The 15,652-nt window shown below is 38.6% G+C and carries 14 protein-coding genes; 11 read left to right on the forward strand and 3 right to left on the reverse strand.

What is annotated here, in order from left to right; translation table 11 throughout:
• Nucleotides 1–93: 93 nt before the first annotated feature.
• From HMPREF2613_RS03510 to HMPREF2613_RS03545, 8 genes are all read left to right on the forward strand, one after another.
• Complete coding sequence (locus HMPREF2613_RS03510; protein WP_070479387.1) at nt 94–2,223, forward strand: Tex family protein; 2,130 nt, start codon at nt 94–96, stop codon at nt 2,221–2,223.
• Complete coding sequence (locus tag HMPREF2613_RS03515; RefSeq protein WP_070478997.1) at nt 2,210–2,659, forward strand: SprT family protein; 450 nt, start codon at nt 2,210–2,212, stop codon at nt 2,657–2,659. The genes HMPREF2613_RS03510 and HMPREF2613_RS03515 overlap by 14 nt, the downstream gene beginning before the upstream one ends.
• A gap of 58 nt (nt 2,660–2,717) precedes the next feature.
• Entirely contained in the window at nt 2,718–2,990 is a 273-nt protein-coding gene (locus tag HMPREF2613_RS03520) for a PspC domain-containing protein (RefSeq protein ID WP_001085048.1), read from the forward strand.
• A 116-nt stretch (nt 2,991–3,106) separates the two neighbouring features.
• Nucleotides 3,107–4,795 carry an AI-2E family transporter gene (locus tag HMPREF2613_RS03525; protein WP_070478999.1) on the forward strand — a complete coding sequence of 563 codons (1,689 nt, stop codon included), beginning with the start codon at nt 3,107–3,109 and terminating at the stop codon, nt 4,793–4,795.
• Nucleotides 4,796–4,805: 10 nt separating this feature from the next.
• On the forward strand, nt 4,806–5,528 hold the full coding sequence (locus HMPREF2613_RS03530; RefSeq protein ID WP_070479001.1) for a hypothetical protein: 723 nt from the start codon (nt 4,806–4,808) through the stop codon (nt 5,526–5,528).
• Nucleotides 5,529–5,531: 3 nt separating this feature from the next.
• Nucleotides 5,532–6,653, forward strand: a complete 1,122-nt coding sequence (locus tag HMPREF2613_RS03535; protein WP_070479003.1) for an AAA family ATPase — start codon at nt 5,532–5,534, stop codon at nt 6,651–6,653.
• Nucleotides 6,654–7,036: 383 nt separating this feature from the next.
• Nucleotides 7,037–7,795 (forward strand): ABC transporter ATP-binding protein, encoded by a 759-nt coding sequence (locus tag HMPREF2613_RS03540; RefSeq protein ID WP_000173358.1) that lies wholly within the window; start codon nt 7,037–7,039, stop codon nt 7,793–7,795.
• A gap of 1 nt (nt 7,796) precedes the next feature.
• Nucleotides 7,797–9,785 carry an ABC transporter permease gene (locus HMPREF2613_RS03545; RefSeq protein ID WP_070479005.1) on the forward strand — a complete coding sequence of 663 codons (1,989 nt, stop codon included), beginning with the start codon at nt 7,797–7,799 and terminating at the stop codon, nt 9,783–9,785.
• Nucleotides 9,786–9,826: 41 nt separating this feature from the next.
• Here HMPREF2613_RS03545 and HMPREF2613_RS03550 read toward each other — a convergent pair whose 3' ends face one another.
• Nucleotides 9,827–10,522: a VIT1/CCC1 transporter family protein gene (locus HMPREF2613_RS03550; RefSeq protein ID WP_033685102.1), complete on the reverse strand. Its 696-nt coding sequence runs from the start codon at nt 10,520–10,522 to the stop codon at nt 9,827–9,829.
• A 230-nt stretch (nt 10,523–10,752) separates the two neighbouring features.
• Between HMPREF2613_RS03550 and HMPREF2613_RS03555 the strand changes: the two genes are divergently transcribed.
• From HMPREF2613_RS03555 to ftsY, 3 genes are read left to right on the forward strand one after another with little or no spacing between them, the layout of a single operon-like run.
• Nucleotides 10,753–11,544 carry a Cof-type HAD-IIB family hydrolase gene (locus HMPREF2613_RS03555; protein WP_064276097.1) on the forward strand — a complete coding sequence of 264 codons (792 nt, stop codon included), beginning with the start codon at nt 10,753–10,755 and terminating at the stop codon, nt 11,542–11,544.
• The gene (locus tag HMPREF2613_RS03560) at nt 11,544–12,362 is read left to right on the forward strand and encodes a Cof-type HAD-IIB family hydrolase (RefSeq protein WP_070479008.1); all 819 of its coding nucleotides are present in this window, start codon (nt 11,544–11,546) and stop codon (nt 12,360–12,362) included. The genes HMPREF2613_RS03555 and HMPREF2613_RS03560 overlap by 1 nt, the downstream gene beginning before the upstream one ends.
• A 3-nt stretch (nt 12,363–12,365) precedes the next feature.
• Entirely contained in the window at nt 12,366–13,655 is a 1,290-nt protein-coding gene (ftsY, locus tag HMPREF2613_RS03565) for a signal recognition particle-docking protein FtsY (protein ID WP_070479011.1), read from the forward strand.
• 44 nt (nt 13,656–13,699) lie between these two features.
• Here ftsY and zwf read toward each other — a convergent pair whose 3' ends face one another.
• Together zwf and HMPREF2613_RS03575 are read right to left on the reverse strand one after the other, a co-directional pair.
• Nucleotides 13,700–15,187 carry a glucose-6-phosphate dehydrogenase gene (zwf, locus tag HMPREF2613_RS03570; protein ID WP_070479013.1) on the reverse strand — a complete coding sequence of 496 codons (1,488 nt, stop codon included), beginning with the start codon at nt 15,185–15,187 and terminating at the stop codon, nt 13,700–13,702.
• A gap of 150 nt (nt 15,188–15,337) precedes the next feature.
• Nucleotides 15,338–15,652, reverse strand: a 315-nt coding sequence (locus HMPREF2613_RS03575; RefSeq protein ID WP_083279201.1) for an ATP-binding cassette domain-containing protein, incomplete at its 5' end; no start/stop codon positions are given.

Raw genomic sequence — 15,652 nt, forward strand, 5'->3', positions numbered from 1 at the left:
GAATATTAAAATGAAGCAAATTTATTCACCAACTTATGTTTTAAAATTGTAAGAGATAATTTGAATAATATTAGCTTATGGTATAATAGATTCATGGATAAAAAATATGAAAAAATCTCCCAAGATTTGGGAGTGACGTTAAAGCAAATTGATACTGTTCTAAGTTTGACAGCTGAAGGGGCGACTATTCCCTTTATAGCGCGTTATCGTAAGGATATGACTGGTAGTCTGGATGAGGTGGCAATTAAGGCTATTATCGACTTGGATAAAAGCCTGACTAACCTCAATGATCGCAAGGAAGCTGTTTTAGCTAAGATTCAAGAACAAGGCAAGTTGACCAAGGAATTGGAAGAAGCTATCTTAGCTGCCGAAAAATTAGCAGACGTAGAAGAACTCTATCTTCCATACAAGGAAAAGCGTCGAACCAAGGCAACCATTGCCCGTGAAGCTGGACTCTTTCCTCTTGCTCGCCTGATTTTGCAGAATGTAGCTGACTTAGAGAAGGAAGCTGAAAAGTTTGTCTGTGAAGGATTTGCAACTGGTAAGGAAGCCTTGGCTGGTGCAGTTGATATCTTGGTTGAAGCCTTATCAGAAGATGTAAATTTACGTTCTATGACTTATCAGGAAGTGCTGAGACACTCTAAACTCACTTCTCAAGTTAAGGATGAAAGCCTTGATGAAAAGCAGGTTTTTCAGATTTACTATGATTTTTCTGAGACAGTTGGAAATATGCAAGGCTATCGTACTTTAGCCCTCAATCGTGGGGAGAAGCTAGGTGTCTTGAAGGTCGGTTTTGAACATGCAACGGACCGCATTCTTACCTTCTTTGCTGCTCGTTTCAAGGTGAGAAACGCCTATATTGATGAAGTTGTTCAACAATCTGTTAAGAAAAAGGTCTTGCCTGCTATCGAGCGTCGTATTCGGACAGAATTGACTGAGAAAGCGGAGGAAGGGGCTATCCAACTCTTTTCTGACAACCTGCGCAATCTCCTCTTAGTTGCTCCGCTGAAAGGGCGCGTGGTTCTTGGGTTTGACCCAGCCTTTCGTACAGGTGCCAAGCTAGCTGTCGTGGATGCAACAGGAAAAATGCTGACAACTCAGGTCATTTATCCTGTCAAACCAGCATCAGCTCGTCAAATCGAAGAATCCAAGAAAAATCTGACAGACTTGATTGGTCAATACGGTGTAGAGATTATTGCTATCGGAAATGGTACTGCTAGTCGTGAAAGTGAAGCCTTTGTGGCGGAAGTTCTTAAAGATTTTTCTGAGGTTAGTTATGTTATCGTCAATGAAAGTGGTGCTTCTGTCTATTCTGCCAGTGAACTTGCTCGTCAGGAGTTCCCAGACTTGACCGTTGAAAAACGCTCTGCCATTTCTATCGCCCGTCGTTTGCAAGATCCTCTTGCGGAATTGGTCAAAATCGATCCTAAGTCAATTGGTGTCGGTCAATACCAACATGATGTCAGTCAGAAGAAATTATCTGAGAGTCTGGACTTTGTTGTCGATACAGTGGTAAACCAAGTCGGTGTCAACATCAATACAGCCAGTCCTGCTCTTCTTTCACACGTAGCTGGACTCAATAAAACCATTTCTGAAAATATTGTCAAATACCGTGAGGAGGAAGGAAAAATCACTTCACGCGCCCAAATTAAGAAAGTTCCGCGTCTGGGGGCTAAGGCCTTTGAACAGGCAGCTGGTTTCCTCCGTATCCCTGAAAGTAGCAACATCCTTGATAATACAGGAGTTCACCCAGAAAATTACGCTGCCGTTAAGGAACTTTTCAAACGTTTGGACATTACAGACTTGAATGAAGAAGCCCAAAGTAAACTCAAGTCCCTTTCAGTCAAGGATATGGCGCAAGAACTAGAACTTGGTCCAGAAACTCTTAAAGATATCATTGCAGATCTTCTCAAACCAGGTCGTGATTTCCGCGATTCCTTTGATGCACCTGTGCTTCGCCAAGATGTCCTAGATATCAAGGATTTAGTGGTTGGTCAGAAGCTAGAGGGTGTGGTGCGTAATGTAGTTGACTTTGGTGCCTTCGTTGATATCGGGATTCACGAGGACGGTTTGATTCACATTTCCCACATGAGTCGCAAATTTATTAAACACCCTAGTCAAGTGGTATCCGTTGGTGATTTGGTGACAGTCTGGGTTAAGAAAATTGATACTGAACGTGAAAAAGTTAATCTGTCGCTCCTCGCTCCAAATGAAACTGGCTGATTACGTTAAACAGGTTTCACTAGAAGACTTCGGCAGACATTTTATCCATCATGTCCAGTGGAATAGGCGTCTACGTTCGACAGGTGGACGATTTTTCCCAAAAGATGGGCATTTGGATTTTAATCCTAAGGTTTATCAGGAACTGGGTTTGGATGTTTTTAGAAAAATTGTCCGCCATGAACTCTGTCATTATCACCTCTATTTTCAAGGGAAGGGCTATCAACACAAGGATCGGGATTTTAAGGAACTTTTGAAAGCAGTGGATGGATTACGCTTTGTGCCCTCCTTGACAAATAGCCACTCCAAACCACTCAAACTTTATCGTTGTAAATCCTGCCAGCAAAGTTATCATCGTAAGCGAATGGTTGATACCAAACGCTATCGCTGTGGACTTTGTCGAGGTAAATTGCTTCTGATAAATCAGCCTGAGGACTGATGAAAGCCGAGCCTACCCGTGATATACTATGTCTAACCTAGCAGAAAGAGGAAAAATCATGAACAGTAAATTTTATAAAATGAGACGAAATCGCATGATTTCAGGAGTTTTGGCAGGTCTGTCAGATAAGTGGAACTTTGACGTTACCCTTGTTCGTTTTTTGTTTGCCATTTTTACAGTCGCAAACTTTGGACTTGGCGTGATTATCTATATCATCCTAGCTTCTGTCATGCCGACTAAGGAAGAAATCGAAGCAGAAATGTATGGAACAGGCCCACGCAAACGCAAGGAAGCCCAAGCCATTGACGATAATGAAGGCTGGTTTTGGTGAGTTAAATAAGAAAATAAGCTTTGGATTATAGAAGACAAGGCTTTTTTTCATCTTGTCAGAATCTATTGCTAAATGGTATAATAAGCGTATAAAAATAATTTGACAGGAAATGGATTATGGCTAATGAAAATGAGTTACTCGCATTACAATCATCAGATATAGAGTTTGAATACGACCAATTGCTTAATTTAGAAAATTCTCTAGAAAATAATCTCAAAGATCTTATTAAAGATATAGAAAAAATTGATTTAGATAGGGAAAAATTACAAAATAATGAATACCTTCAAGAATCTATTGAGAATATAGTCTGGGAGCAAGTACAACTTCAACTTGCTGCACAAATTGGTGATGAGTTTATTAAAGAGAACAACGGACAAACCCTAGATTTACGAAAAGAAGCACATATACAAACTGCTGAAAATTTTGAAAAAGGTAAATTTGCAACCCATAATAGAGATGTTAATTATCAAGAAAGATACGACACTTGGCAAAATAATTTTGCTAAAGACGACTTAGGGAATATTCAAACACACTCAACTCGTTCAGGTAAAATTGTAAATACTTTAACCAAAGAAGCGAGAAAACCATTTGACACCGGAAGGCCAACAGGTTCAAAAGAAAAAGGAACCCAAATGGATCATACAGTTTCTGCTGGAGAGATTATACGTGATCCAAAAGCAAATGCTTTTTTGACAAAAGAAGAGCAGATTGCTTTTGCAAATAGTAAAGCTAATCTTAACGAAATTAGGAGTGAAGTTAATCAAGCGAAGGGAGATTTATCTACATCAGAATTATTCGATAATCCAAACTCTAAGGGACAATATGCTAGAGAAGTCCATAATATTAGTTCAAAAGAAGAGAAACAGTTAAGAGAGAAAGATAAAGAGGCACGCACGGAATACGACAGAGTGAGAGATGAGGCTGAGAAGCGAGCTATAAAATCAGGTAAAAAATCACGTCGTGATGAAGCGTTAAAAATTTCCGGAAAAGCTTTGAAAGCAGCGCTTTTACAGTTATTATCAGAATTTTTGCGAGAATTGATTTCTAAATTTATCTCTTGGCTAAAAGATACAGAAAGAAACTTATCGACTTTTATTGATAAAATAAAAGAGGCTATCATATCTTTTGTAAATAACTTAGCAAATCATGTATTAAATGTCGGTAAATCTGTAGTTACAATGATTGCGTCTGCAATAGTTGGACCTGTAATTAATACAGTTCTTAAAGCTTGGACCTTTATACACCAAGGTTGGAAATCTTTGAAAGAAGCAATAGATTATATAAATAATCCTGAAAATAAAGATAAAAGCCTTGATATTATGATGTTAGAGGTTGGAAAAATTATTGTTGCGGGTTTAACAGCTACAGGTGCAATTGTAGTTGGGGAAGTTTTAGGAGCATCCCTCACTGCAAGTTTTCCAGTTTTGGCTATTTCAATACCACTTTTGGGAACAATCGGTAGCGTCATTGGAACATTTATGGGAGCAACTTTATCAGGAATTATTGGCGCTTTCGTACTAAAAATGATTGATCAGCAAATTGTCAATAAACAAATTTCCGAGCTAAATTCTAAGAAAATTGATCAAAATAATGAAATGTTAGTAATCCAAGATCAATTATTAGATGTTAAGAGTATAAAGTTACAAGTTGAAAAAGATTCTGTTATCAATACTATTAAGGAAAGACATGATATGGCTGCTTCAATGATGAAAGAAAAGCTGTCAGATATTTTTGCAGAATCTACAAGAGACGATAAAAGTGACTTTGATGAGATTGATACTTTATTACAAGAATTATTAGATTAAGGAGAAAAATATGGAACAAGAAGTATTTGAGCAAGAACAAGAAACAATTGAAATAAACATTAGTAACCATGATTTCGATGCAGCGAAAGAGCATCTGAAAGAGTTTGCTGAACAAAGTCAAGATGAATTGTATTTTGATACAGTTAGAACTCATGAAGATTTCTTTGGTTTTGAATTTGCTGAACATGGGGTTACAGGTAAAGAGTTTAATACTTTAGTTGAACAAACTCAAAATTACATTTCAAAATTTTATGATAATCAACAAAAACTTATTGAAGAATTTGGTCAAGTTTATAAAGCTTTAGAGGCTCTGGATAAAGATTATATTCAAGCAATCCTCTCTTCTGTAGTTGCCATTGAACATACCAACAAGAAAATTCTGAAAGAACAATCTCGTATTGATAAAACCATTGAGAAACAAAAAGCAACTCTAGTAGCTCTTAAGCAATTTAAAGAGAAATTTAACGAAGAAAATAGCAAAAACTCTATCGAAAAACATGAGGTAATACTTTCTAAATTTAATGATAGACTTGTAAATCTAGAACAATTCGCAAGTACTCTTCCTTCAGAACCGGTTTCAAATACTGGTGAAATTGATCAACTTAGGAGAGAATTGAACGAAAGTAAACAACAAATTCAATTTATTTCAAATCGCCTTCTAACAGTCTTTATTGTTTCTGGAATTTCTATTGGTATGTTAGTGATTGCCTTGCTTTTCATGTTATTGAGGTAAGATATGTCAACTTCTCGAGATAAATTAATTTGTAGTGCAAAGAAATTAGACTTCTATTTTGGAAAAGAAAATAATTATCTTGATAAAGTAAATAATATTATAGCAAATCGTACTGATACAAAATCAGTAGCAGAATTGTATAAATCTATTTTTTTATTACAACAAGCTAACAAACGAAATAAGCTTACACCTTTATTGAAAGATTTATCTGATAATCTAGCTAGCTTTCTTGGATATACTTACCTATTTGATACTTTGGAAAAAGAGTTAGGTCAACAAAAGAAATCATCTTTAAATGACCTTTTGGCGGAACTAAATCAGTTAGTAGGTTTAGAGAGGGTAAAAAAAGAAGTTAGTCGTTTAATTATTTATCAAAAAGTTCAGTCAAAAAGGAAAGAGTCTGGCTTAAATATTCCCAAAAGAACTTTACACATGGCTTTTATGGGAAATCCAGGAACAGGAAAAACAACTGTTGCTAGAATTATTGGAAGAATGTACTACCAATTGGGACTTTTATCTAAAGGACATTTTTTAGAAGTCTCCAGAACAGATTTAATTGCAGGTTACCAAGGACAAACTGCACTGAAAGTTAAAAATGTCATAGAAAAGGCGAAAGGTGGAGTTCTCTTTATTGATGAGGCGTATAGTATTACTGAAAATGAAAATACTGATTCATACGGGCGAGAATGTTTAACAGAACTTACAAAGGCTTTAGAAGATTCACGAGATGATTTAATTGTTATTGTGGCTGGTTATACCGAACCAATGAACCATTTCTTTGAATCAAATCCTGGTTTGAAATCTCGATTTAATTATTTTATTAATTTTGAAAATTATTCTTCTATAGAATTGTTAGATATTTTTGAAACATTAGCAAGAAAAGACGACTACCATATAGATGACAAGCTGAAAGAAGTATTATTAAATTATTTTAATGAAAAGTTAGAAAGTAATCTTACCAATTTTTCTAACGGTCGCTTTGTTCGAAATCTATATGAAGATTTAATAATGAATCAAGCTGTCCGACTTAACCAAAGTGAAGCTGTGAATTTAAAAGAATTAACTTTGTTGATTAAAGATGATTTTTGTTTAGATGAAAATCGTTCTAGTGACATAGATTTATAACCAAACGAAAGAATGAATCTTCAAACTGTTTATGAATGTATTATTGACCGTTGCAGTCAATTTACGAATCTGAACCCTTGTATCCACAAGGGTTTTCTTCTTAATTTCTTTTTATGGTAAAATATTTTTAAAGAAATGACTATATTTTCCCCAATCTTACAAAAATGTAAGATTAAAGTCTCTTTTGTAAGGTTAGGTTATGGCAAGCAGTCTTTTTTTGATGTAAACTAGACTCATAAAGAACAAAGGAGTAACATCATGAAACAAATTTTACATAAGAAAACTAGAAAACCAAGTCACAAAGAAATCGAGCGCGTTCAGCTGGGATGCGCTATGATGCAAGCAACATTTCATTTGATGGGATATTAAGAAAGGAGATTCTCATGACACTTTTAGATGTAAAACACGTTCAAAAAATTTATAAAACTCGTTTTCAGGGCAACCAAGTAGAGGCCCTCAAGGATATTCACTTTACCGTCGAAAAAGGCGATTACGTCGCTATCATGGGTGAGTCTGGTTCTGGTAAATCAACTCTTCTCAATATTCTAGCTATGCTGGATAAACCAAGTCGTGGCCAGGTTTACTTAAATGGAACTGACACCGCAACCATTAAAAATTCACAGGCTTCTAGCTTCCGTCGTGAAAAGCTGGGCTTTGTCTTCCAAGACTTTAACTTGCTAGATACTCTGTCTGTTAAGGACAATATCTTGCTTCCGCTTGTCTTGTCAAGAAGACCTATTACGGAGATGATGAAGAAATTGGTGGTGACAGCTGAGAATCTGGGAATAAACCAATTACAAGAGAAGTACCCTTACGAGATTTCTGGTGGCCAGAAACAGCGTGTAGCAGTAGCACGCGCCATCATCACTGAACCTGAAATTCTCCTTGCGGATGAGCCAACAGGTGCCCTTGATTCCAAGTCATCTGCAGCCTTACTTGATGTCTTTGATGAAATCAATGAGCGTGGCCAAACTATTCTCATGGTAACCCACTCCACAGCAGCAGCAAGCAGAGCCAAGCGCGTGCTCTTTATCAAAGACGGCATTCTTTACAACCAAATCTACCGTGGAGAGAAGACAGAGCGTCAGATGTTCCAAGAAATCTCTGATACCTTGACTGTCATGGCAAGCGAGGTGAATTAGTATGTTTCGATTAACCAATAAGTTAGCGGTATCGAACTTGATTAAAAACCGCAAACTCTACTATCCTTTTGCGCTGGCTGTTCTCTTGGCAGTCACCGTCACCTATCTCTTTTACTCTCTAACTTTCAATCCAAAGATTGCGGAAATCCGTGGAGGGGAAACGATTCAAGCTACTCTAGGATTTGGTATGTTTGTCGTCACCCTTGCGTCAGCCATTATCGTCCTCTATGCCAATAGTTTTGTCATGAAAAATCGTTCCAAGGAACTAGGGATTTATGGCATGCTGGGTTTGGAGAAACGCCATCTAATTAGTATGACTTTTAAGGAGTTAGTGGTATTTGGGATTCTAACTGTTGGAGCAGGTATCGGTATTGGAGCCTTGTTTGACAAGTTGATTTTTGCTTTCTTGCTCAAACTGATGAAATTAAAGGTTGAACTTGTCGCTACCTTCCAGATGAAAGTTGTCATTACAGTACTTCTTGTCTTTGGTTTGATTTTCCTAGGCCTCATGTTCCTGAATGCCCTTCGAATCGCCCGTATGAATGCCCTCCAGCTCTCGCGTGAGAAAGCAAGCGGAGAGAAAAGAGGTCGTTTCCTACCTCTCCAAACGATTCTTGGTTCCATAAGTTTAGGGATTGGCTATTATCTTGCCCTTACAGTAAAAGATCCTCTGACAGCCTTAACAACTTTCTTCCTAGCTGTTTTGCTGGTTATCTTTGGTACTTATCTATTGTTTAATGCAGGGATTACAGTCTTTCTACAAATCTTAAAGAAAAACAAGAAATATTATTACCAACCAAATAACCTTATCTCAGTGTCTAACTTGATTTTCCGTATGAAGAAAAATGCAGTTGGACTAGCAACTATCGCTATCTTGTCAACAATGGTTTTGGTGACCATGTCTGCAGCGACAAGCATTTTCAATGCTTCAGAAAGCTTTAAAAAAGTTCTGAATCCTCATGATTTTGGGGTTTCAGGGCAAAATGTTGAAAAAGAAGATTTGGACAAACTCTTGAGCCAGTTTGCAAGTGACAAAGGTTATAAGATTAAAGAGAAAGAAGTTCTTCGTTACGCTTACTTTGGTGTTGCAAACCAAGAAGGTAGCAAGTTAACCCTTTTTGAAAAAGGACAAAATCGTGTCCAACCCACAACAGTTTTCATGGTATTTGACCAAAAAGATTATGAAAATATGACTGGCCAAAAACTGTCTCTATCAGGAAATGAGGTCGGACTCTTTGCAAAGAATGAGGGAGTTAAAGAACAGAAAGCTCTAACTCTAAATGATCATCAATTTTCTGTCAAAGAAGAATTTACTAAAGATTTCATTGTAAACCATGTTCCAAATCAGTTTAATATTTTGACTGCTGATTACAATTACCTTGTTGTTCCAGATTTACAAGCCTTTTTAGACCAATTCCCAGATTCGGCTATCTATAATCAGTTTTACGGTGGTATGAATGTAAATGCCAACGAAGAAGAACAACTCAAGGTCGCTGAAGAATATGATAAATACCTCAACCAGTTTAATGCTCAATTAAACACGGAAGGTAGCTATGTGTATGGTAGCAATCTAGCAGATGCTAGTGCTCAAATGAGTGCCCTCTTTGGTGGTGTCTTCTTTATCGGTATTTTCCTATCCATTATCTTTATGGTCGGAACCGTTCTGGTCATCTATTACAAACAAATTTCTGAAGGCTATGAAGACCGTGAGCGCTTTATTATCTTGCAGAAAGTTGGTTTAGATCAAAAGCAAATCAAGCAAACCATTAACAAACAGGTTTTAACTGTTTTCTTCCTTCCTTTGCTCTTTGCCTTCATACACCTAGCCTTTGCCTACCATATGCTTAGTCTGATTTTAAAAGTGATTGGTGTAATAGATACGACTATGATGTTGATTGTGACCTTGTCTATCTGCGCTATCTTCCTCATCGCCTATGTGCTGATTTTCATGATTACTTCAAGAAGTTATCGCAAGATTGTCCAAATGTAAAAAAGATACCTCGACTTCAAAATCGAGGTATTTCTTGTATTCTAAATGCTGAAAAGTTGTCCGAGCAGGAAGGTAACTCCCATGGTCAAGAGACCAATAGCGAGGTTCCGAATCATAGCTGTTTTGGTTGGAGCTTTTCCAAGTTTGGCACTAGTGTAGCCAGTGAGAAGAAGGGCCACACCGACGATAAGGACGGTAGCAAGGATGCGGTATTCACTTGGGAAAATGGTAATTGAAAGCATGGGTGGTAAGCTACCAAGGAAAAAAGAAATAAAGCTAGAGATGGCAGCGTGCCAAGGATTGGTAAACTCTTCATACTCTATCCCGTATTTTTCCTCTACCAAAGCCTTGAGCGGATTATTTAAAAAGGCTTTGTTGGTGAGAAGTTGGGCTGATGTTTCACACTCGCCATTTTGAATATAGGCAGCATAGAGGGACTTTTTGGCTAGTTCCATATCTTGGTCTAGCAAGACTTGCTCACGCGCAACGGCTGCTTCCTCGGTATCTTTTTGAGTTGAAACGGACACATATTCTCCACCAGCCATTGAAAAGGCACCGGCCAAAATAGCTGCAAATCCTGATAAAAAGATAATCCAGATATTGCTTGTAGCACTAGCAACCCCGATAACCACACCAGCAATGGAAATAATTCCATCATTGGCACCAAGAACACCCGCACGCAGGATATTTAAACGACCTGCAAAATTTGAATCGATTTCGTGATTTGTTTCTGACATACTATTCTCCTTTTTATCCAGTATAAAGGAAACAGATAATGAAATCAATCTTTTAAAAGTATCTGAAAAAAGTTGCACGATTTTAATTTTACGAGCTTTTTTAAAAGTTAGAAACAGCACTAGCTAGTAGAGAGGGATAAAAGAGAAGCAAAGATGATAGACTAATCCTTTTTCTACTTATCTATGGTATAATAGGAGGTAGATTTACTAATCGGAGTAAGAAAGATTTTATGATTAAACTAGTAGCAACGGATATGGACGGAACCTTCCTAGATGAGAATGGACGCTTTGATATGGACCGCCTCAAGTCTCTCTTGGTTTCCTACAAGGAAAAAGGGATATACTTTGCGGTGGCTTCGGGGCGCGGATTTCTATCTTTAGAAAAATTGTTTGCTGATGTTCGTGATGACATTATTTTCATCGCGGAAAATGGCAGTTTGGTAGAATATCAAGGTCAGGACTTGTATGAAGCGACTATGTCTCGTGAGTTTTATTTATCAACTTTTGAAATGCTGAAAACTTCACCTTATGTAGATATCAATAAACTGCTCTTGACGGGAAAAAAGGGAGCTTATGTTCTAGATACGGTGGATGAGACCTATTTGAAAGTGAGCCAGCACTATAATGAAAATATCCAAAAAGTAGCGAGTTTGGAAGATATCACAGATGATATTTTCAAATTTACAACCAACTTTACAGAAGAAACGCTAGAAGCTGGGGAAGCTTGGGTTAATGTACATGTTCCTGGTGTTAAGGCCATGACAACTGGCTTTGAATCTATTGATATTGTTCTGGACTATGTCGATAAGGGAGTGGCCATTGTTGAATTGGCTAAAAAACTTGGCATCACAATGGATCAGGTTATGGCTTTTGGAGATAATCTAAATGACTTGCATATGATGCAGGTTGTGGGACATCCTGTGGCTCCTGAAAATGCACGATCTGAAATTTTAGAATTAGCAGAGACTGTGATTGGTCACCATAAGGACCAGTCGGTTATAGCTTATATGGAGGGCTTATAATGGCAGATATAAAATTGATTGCATTGGACTTGGACGGTACCTTGCTGACTACTGATAAAAGGCTGACGGATCGAACAAAGGCAACCTTGAAAGCTGCGCGAGATCGTGGTATCAAGGTTGTATTGACAACTGGTCGTCCCTTAAAAGCCATGGACTTCTTTCTCCATGAGCTAGGGACTGACGGCCACGAAGATGAATATACGATTACTTTTAATGGTGGATTAGTTCAGAAAAATACAGGTGAGATCCTTGATAAAACAGTGTTTTCATATGATGATGTGGCACGCTTGTATGAGGAAACAGAGAAATTATCACTGCCTCTTGATGCCATCTCAGAAGGAACTGTTTATCAAATCCAATCGGACCAAGAAAGTCTTTATGCCAAATTCAATCCAGCATTGACCTTTGTTCCATTGGACTTTGAAGACTTGTCTAGTCAAATGACTTACAATAAGTGCGTGACTGCCTTTGCTCAAGAACCCTTGGATGCAGCTATTCAGAAGATTTCTCCAGAATTGTTTGACCAATATGAGATCTTTAAATCACGTGAAATGTTGCTAGAGTGGTCACCAAAGAATGTTCATAAAGCAACAGGTTTGGCAAAACTAATCAGCCATCTTGGAATCGACCAAAGCCAAGTTATGGCATGTGGTGATGAGGCTAATGACCTTTCTATGATTGAGTGGGCAGGGCTCGGTGTTGCCATGCAAAACGCTGTTCCTGAAGTCAAGGCAGTCGCAAATGTGGTAACTCCAATGACCAATGATGAAGAGGCTGTCGCCTGGGCTATCGAAGAATATGTGCTAAAGGAGAACTAAGATATGGGATTATTTGACCGTCTATTCGGAAAAAAAGAAGAACCTAAAATCGAAGAAGTTGTAAAAGAAGCTCTGGAAAATCTTGATTTGTCTGAAGATGTTGAGCCAGCCTTAACAGAAGCTGAGGAACTTCCTCATGAAGAAGCAGAAGTTGAAAGTTCTGAAGAAGCTGTGTTTGAAGAAGACGAAAATCAAGAGACAGTTGAAGAAAATAACAATTTAGAGCCAGTTGTAGAAGTTTCTCAAGAAGAAGTCGAAGAATTGCCAAACTCAGAAGAAGTCACAGAGGAAGAGAATACTGAGCTCCTAGAAACTGTAGAAGAAAACAATTCTGAAGTTCTTGAAGCAGAAAGGTCTCAGTTAGAAGAAACAGTTCAGGAAAAATATGACCGCAGTCTCAAGAAAACGCGTACGGGATTCGGAGCACGCTTGAATGCCTTCTTTGCAAACTTCCGTTCTGTTGACGAAGAATTTTTCGAGGAGTTGGAAGAACTGCTGATCATGAGTGACGTTGGTGTCCAGGTGGCTTCTAATTTAACAGAGGAGTTACGCTACGAAGCTAAGCTCGAAAACGCCAAGAAACCTGATGCACTTCTCCGTGTCATCATTGAGAAATTGGTTGAGCTTTATGAAAAGGATGGCAATTACGATGAACGTATCCACTTCCAAGATGGCTTGACAGTCATGCTCTTTGTTGGTGTTAATGGTGTTGGGAAAACAACTTCTATCGGAAAATTGGCCCATCGCTATAAACATGCAGGAAAGAAGGTTATGTTGGTTGCGGCAGATACATTCCGTGCAGGGGCGGTAGCCCAGCTAGCTGAATGGGGCCGTCGTGTGGACGTTCCAGTAGTGACTGGACCTGAGAAAGCTGACCCAGCCAGTGTAGTCTTTGATGGAATGGAACGTGCCGTAGCTGAAGGTATCGATATTCTTATGATTGATACCGCTGGTCGTCTGCAAAACAAGGACAACCTCATGGCTGAGTTGGAGAAGATTGGTCGTATTATCAAACGTGTTGTGCCCGAAGCTCCGCATGAAACCTTCTTGGCACTTGATGCATCAACAGGTCAAAACGCTCTTGTACAGGCCAAAGAATTTTCAAGAATCACTCCTTTAACGGGAATTGTCTTGACTAAGATTGATGGAACTGCTCGAGGTGGTGTGGTTCTAGCCATCCGTGAAGAACTCAATATTCCTGTAAAATTGATTGGTTTTGGTGAAAAAATCGATGATATTGGAGAGTTTAACTCAGAAAACTTTATGAAGGGTCTCTTGGAAGGCTTAATCTAATCAGAAGCAAAAATCCTGCAAGCTACAAACTTGCAGGATTTTTTTTATTCTAAGCGACCATCTTGACGATAGGCGATATCTGGTTGCCAAGTCCATTTGGCACCGAATTTTTCAAGTAAGTCAAAGCTTGCTTGAGGTCCCATGCTTCCAGCTTTATAGTCATGAAGTGGGGCACCATTTTCAGCCCAAAGCTCTTCGATACGGTCAATCAACTTCCATGATGCACCAACTTCATCCCAGTGGCTAAAGTTAGTTGAGTTATTATTTAGGACATCATAAATCAATTTTTCGTATGGTTCTGGAGAGGCACCAGTTGCGGTCGCATCTGTACGGTAATCAAGTGAGTTCGGAGCTAAGTTGAATTCTTCTCCTACCTGCTTCCCATTTAGGCTAAGAGAGAAGCCTTCTGTTGGTTGGATATAGATGGTCAAAATGTTTGGAGCAAGTGGTTCTCCAAAGATAGAATCCATTTGTTTAAAGACGATGTTGACATGAGTTCCTTTTTCAGTCAGTCGTTTACCAGTACGGAAGAAGAAAGGAACACCACGGAAGCGATCGCTGTTTACAAAGAAGGCACCAGATGCAAAGGTTTCAGTTGTAGATTCTGGATTCACATTTGGCTCGCTGCGATAAGAGATATATTTCATGCCATCAATCTTACCTGAACGGTATTGACCACGGATAAAGTGTTCTTTAAGTTCTTCATCAGTTGGATGATAGAGGTTTTTAAAGACCTTAATCTTTTCGGCACGAATCTCGTCTTTTGTGAAGCTTGCTGGCTTGTCCATGGCAAGGAGAGAAAGAAGTTGCAAAGTGTGGTTCTGTACCATGTCACGGAGAGCACCAGACTCATCATAGTAGCCACCGCGTTCTTCTACACCCAAGCGCTCCGCAAAGGTAATTTGAACATTGTCGATAAAGTCCTTGTTCCAAACGTTTTCAAAAATCAAGTTTGCAAAGCGAACTGCAAAGATGCTTTGGATCATTTCCTTACCAAGATAATGGTCGATACGGAAAATTTGTTCTTCGTCAAATGTTGCTAGGAGCTCGTCATTCAACTTGCTTGCGCTTGCGTAATCTGTACCAAATGGTTTTTCAACGATTAAACGTTCAAAACCTTTACCATCTACAATGTTTTCAGACTTAAGGTGTTTGGCAATGGTTCCAAAGAACTGAGGTGCCATAGACAAGAAGAAGAGCTTGTTGTGTTCAGCTTGGTACTTGTCATTTAGTTCAGCCTGCAATTGACGTAAAGCAATGTAGTGCTCTGTATCATTGACATCATGACTTTGATAGTAGAAGTGGCTAGCGAATTCTTGAGCCTGTTCGGTACTATCTGCCAAATCAAGGATCGATTCGACTACAACAGATTCAAAATATTCCTTGCTCCAAGGACGACGGGCAGTTCCAATAACTGCAAAGTGCTTGGAAAGATTGCCGGATTTATAAAGTCTAAAAAGGGAAGGGTAGAGCTTGCGTTTAGCCAGGTCTCCACTCGCACCGAAAATTGTAACAATAACCTTAGATGACATCTAGCTACCTAATTTCTATTTTTATTCCTAGTCTTGCTAGGTATGAGGAAATCTCATTTCATAAATTTAATTCTAACATAATTTTCCGAAAAATCAAAAAATCCAATACGAGATTGAAAAAAACTGCAAGGAAATCCTTACAGTTTGAGTTTAGACGTTTAAGACCTTGTCCAAGAAATCTTTCAGACGTGGGTGTTGTGGGTTATCAAAGATTTGATCAGGTGTTCCGTCTTCAAGGAATTCACCATCTGCAGTAAAGATAACGCGGTTGGCAACCTGACGAGCAAATCCCATCTCATGGGTTACGATAATCATGGTCATGCCTTGCTCAGCCAATTCTTTCATAACGTTTAGTACGTCTCCAACCATCTCAGGGTCAAGGGCAGAAGTTGGTTCATCAAATAGCATGATGTCTGGATTCATTGCTAGTCCACGAGCGATGGCCACACGTTGTTTTTGACCACC

It is taken from the genome of Streptococcus sp. HMSC070B10 (assembly GCF_001808665.1).
Classification (GTDB): Bacteria; Bacillota; Bacilli; order Lactobacillales; family Streptococcaceae; genus Streptococcus.

Coding starts and splice junctions, on each gene's coding strand:
- HMPREF2613_RS03510 (WP_070479387.1), top strand. CDS start 94: ATGGATAAAAAATATGAAAAAATCTCCCAAGATTTGGGAGTGACGTTA.
- HMPREF2613_RS03515 (WP_070478997.1), top strand. CDS start 2,210: ATGAAACTGGCTGATTACGTTAAACAGGTTTCACTAGAAGACTTCGGC.
- HMPREF2613_RS03520 (WP_001085048.1), top strand. CDS start 2,718: ATGAACAGTAAATTTTATAAAATGAGACGAAATCGCATGATTTCAGGA.
- HMPREF2613_RS03525 (WP_070478999.1), top strand. CDS start 3,107: ATGGCTAATGAAAATGAGTTACTCGCATTACAATCATCAGATATAGAG.
- HMPREF2613_RS03530 (WP_070479001.1), top strand. CDS start 4,806: ATGGAACAAGAAGTATTTGAGCAAGAACAAGAAACAATTGAAATAAAC.
- HMPREF2613_RS03535 (WP_070479003.1), top strand. CDS start 5,532: ATGTCAACTTCTCGAGATAAATTAATTTGTAGTGCAAAGAAATTAGAC.
- HMPREF2613_RS03540 (WP_000173358.1), top strand. CDS start 7,037: ATGACACTTTTAGATGTAAAACACGTTCAAAAAATTTATAAAACTCGT.
- HMPREF2613_RS03545 (WP_070479005.1), top strand. CDS start 7,797: ATGTTTCGATTAACCAATAAGTTAGCGGTATCGAACTTGATTAAAAAC.
- HMPREF2613_RS03550 (WP_033685102.1), bottom strand. CDS start 10,522: ATGTCAGAAACAAATCACGAAATCGATTCAAATTTTGCAGGTCGTTTA.
- HMPREF2613_RS03555 (WP_064276097.1), top strand. CDS start 10,753: ATGATTAAACTAGTAGCAACGGATATGGACGGAACCTTCCTAGATGAG.
- HMPREF2613_RS03560 (WP_070479008.1), top strand. CDS start 11,544: ATGGCAGATATAAAATTGATTGCATTGGACTTGGACGGTACCTTGCTG.
- ftsY (WP_070479011.1), top strand. CDS start 12,366: ATGGGATTATTTGACCGTCTATTCGGAAAAAAAGAAGAACCTAAAATC.
- zwf (WP_070479013.1), bottom strand. CDS start 15,187: ATGTCATCTAAGGTTATTGTTACAATTTTCGGTGCGAGTGGAGACCTG.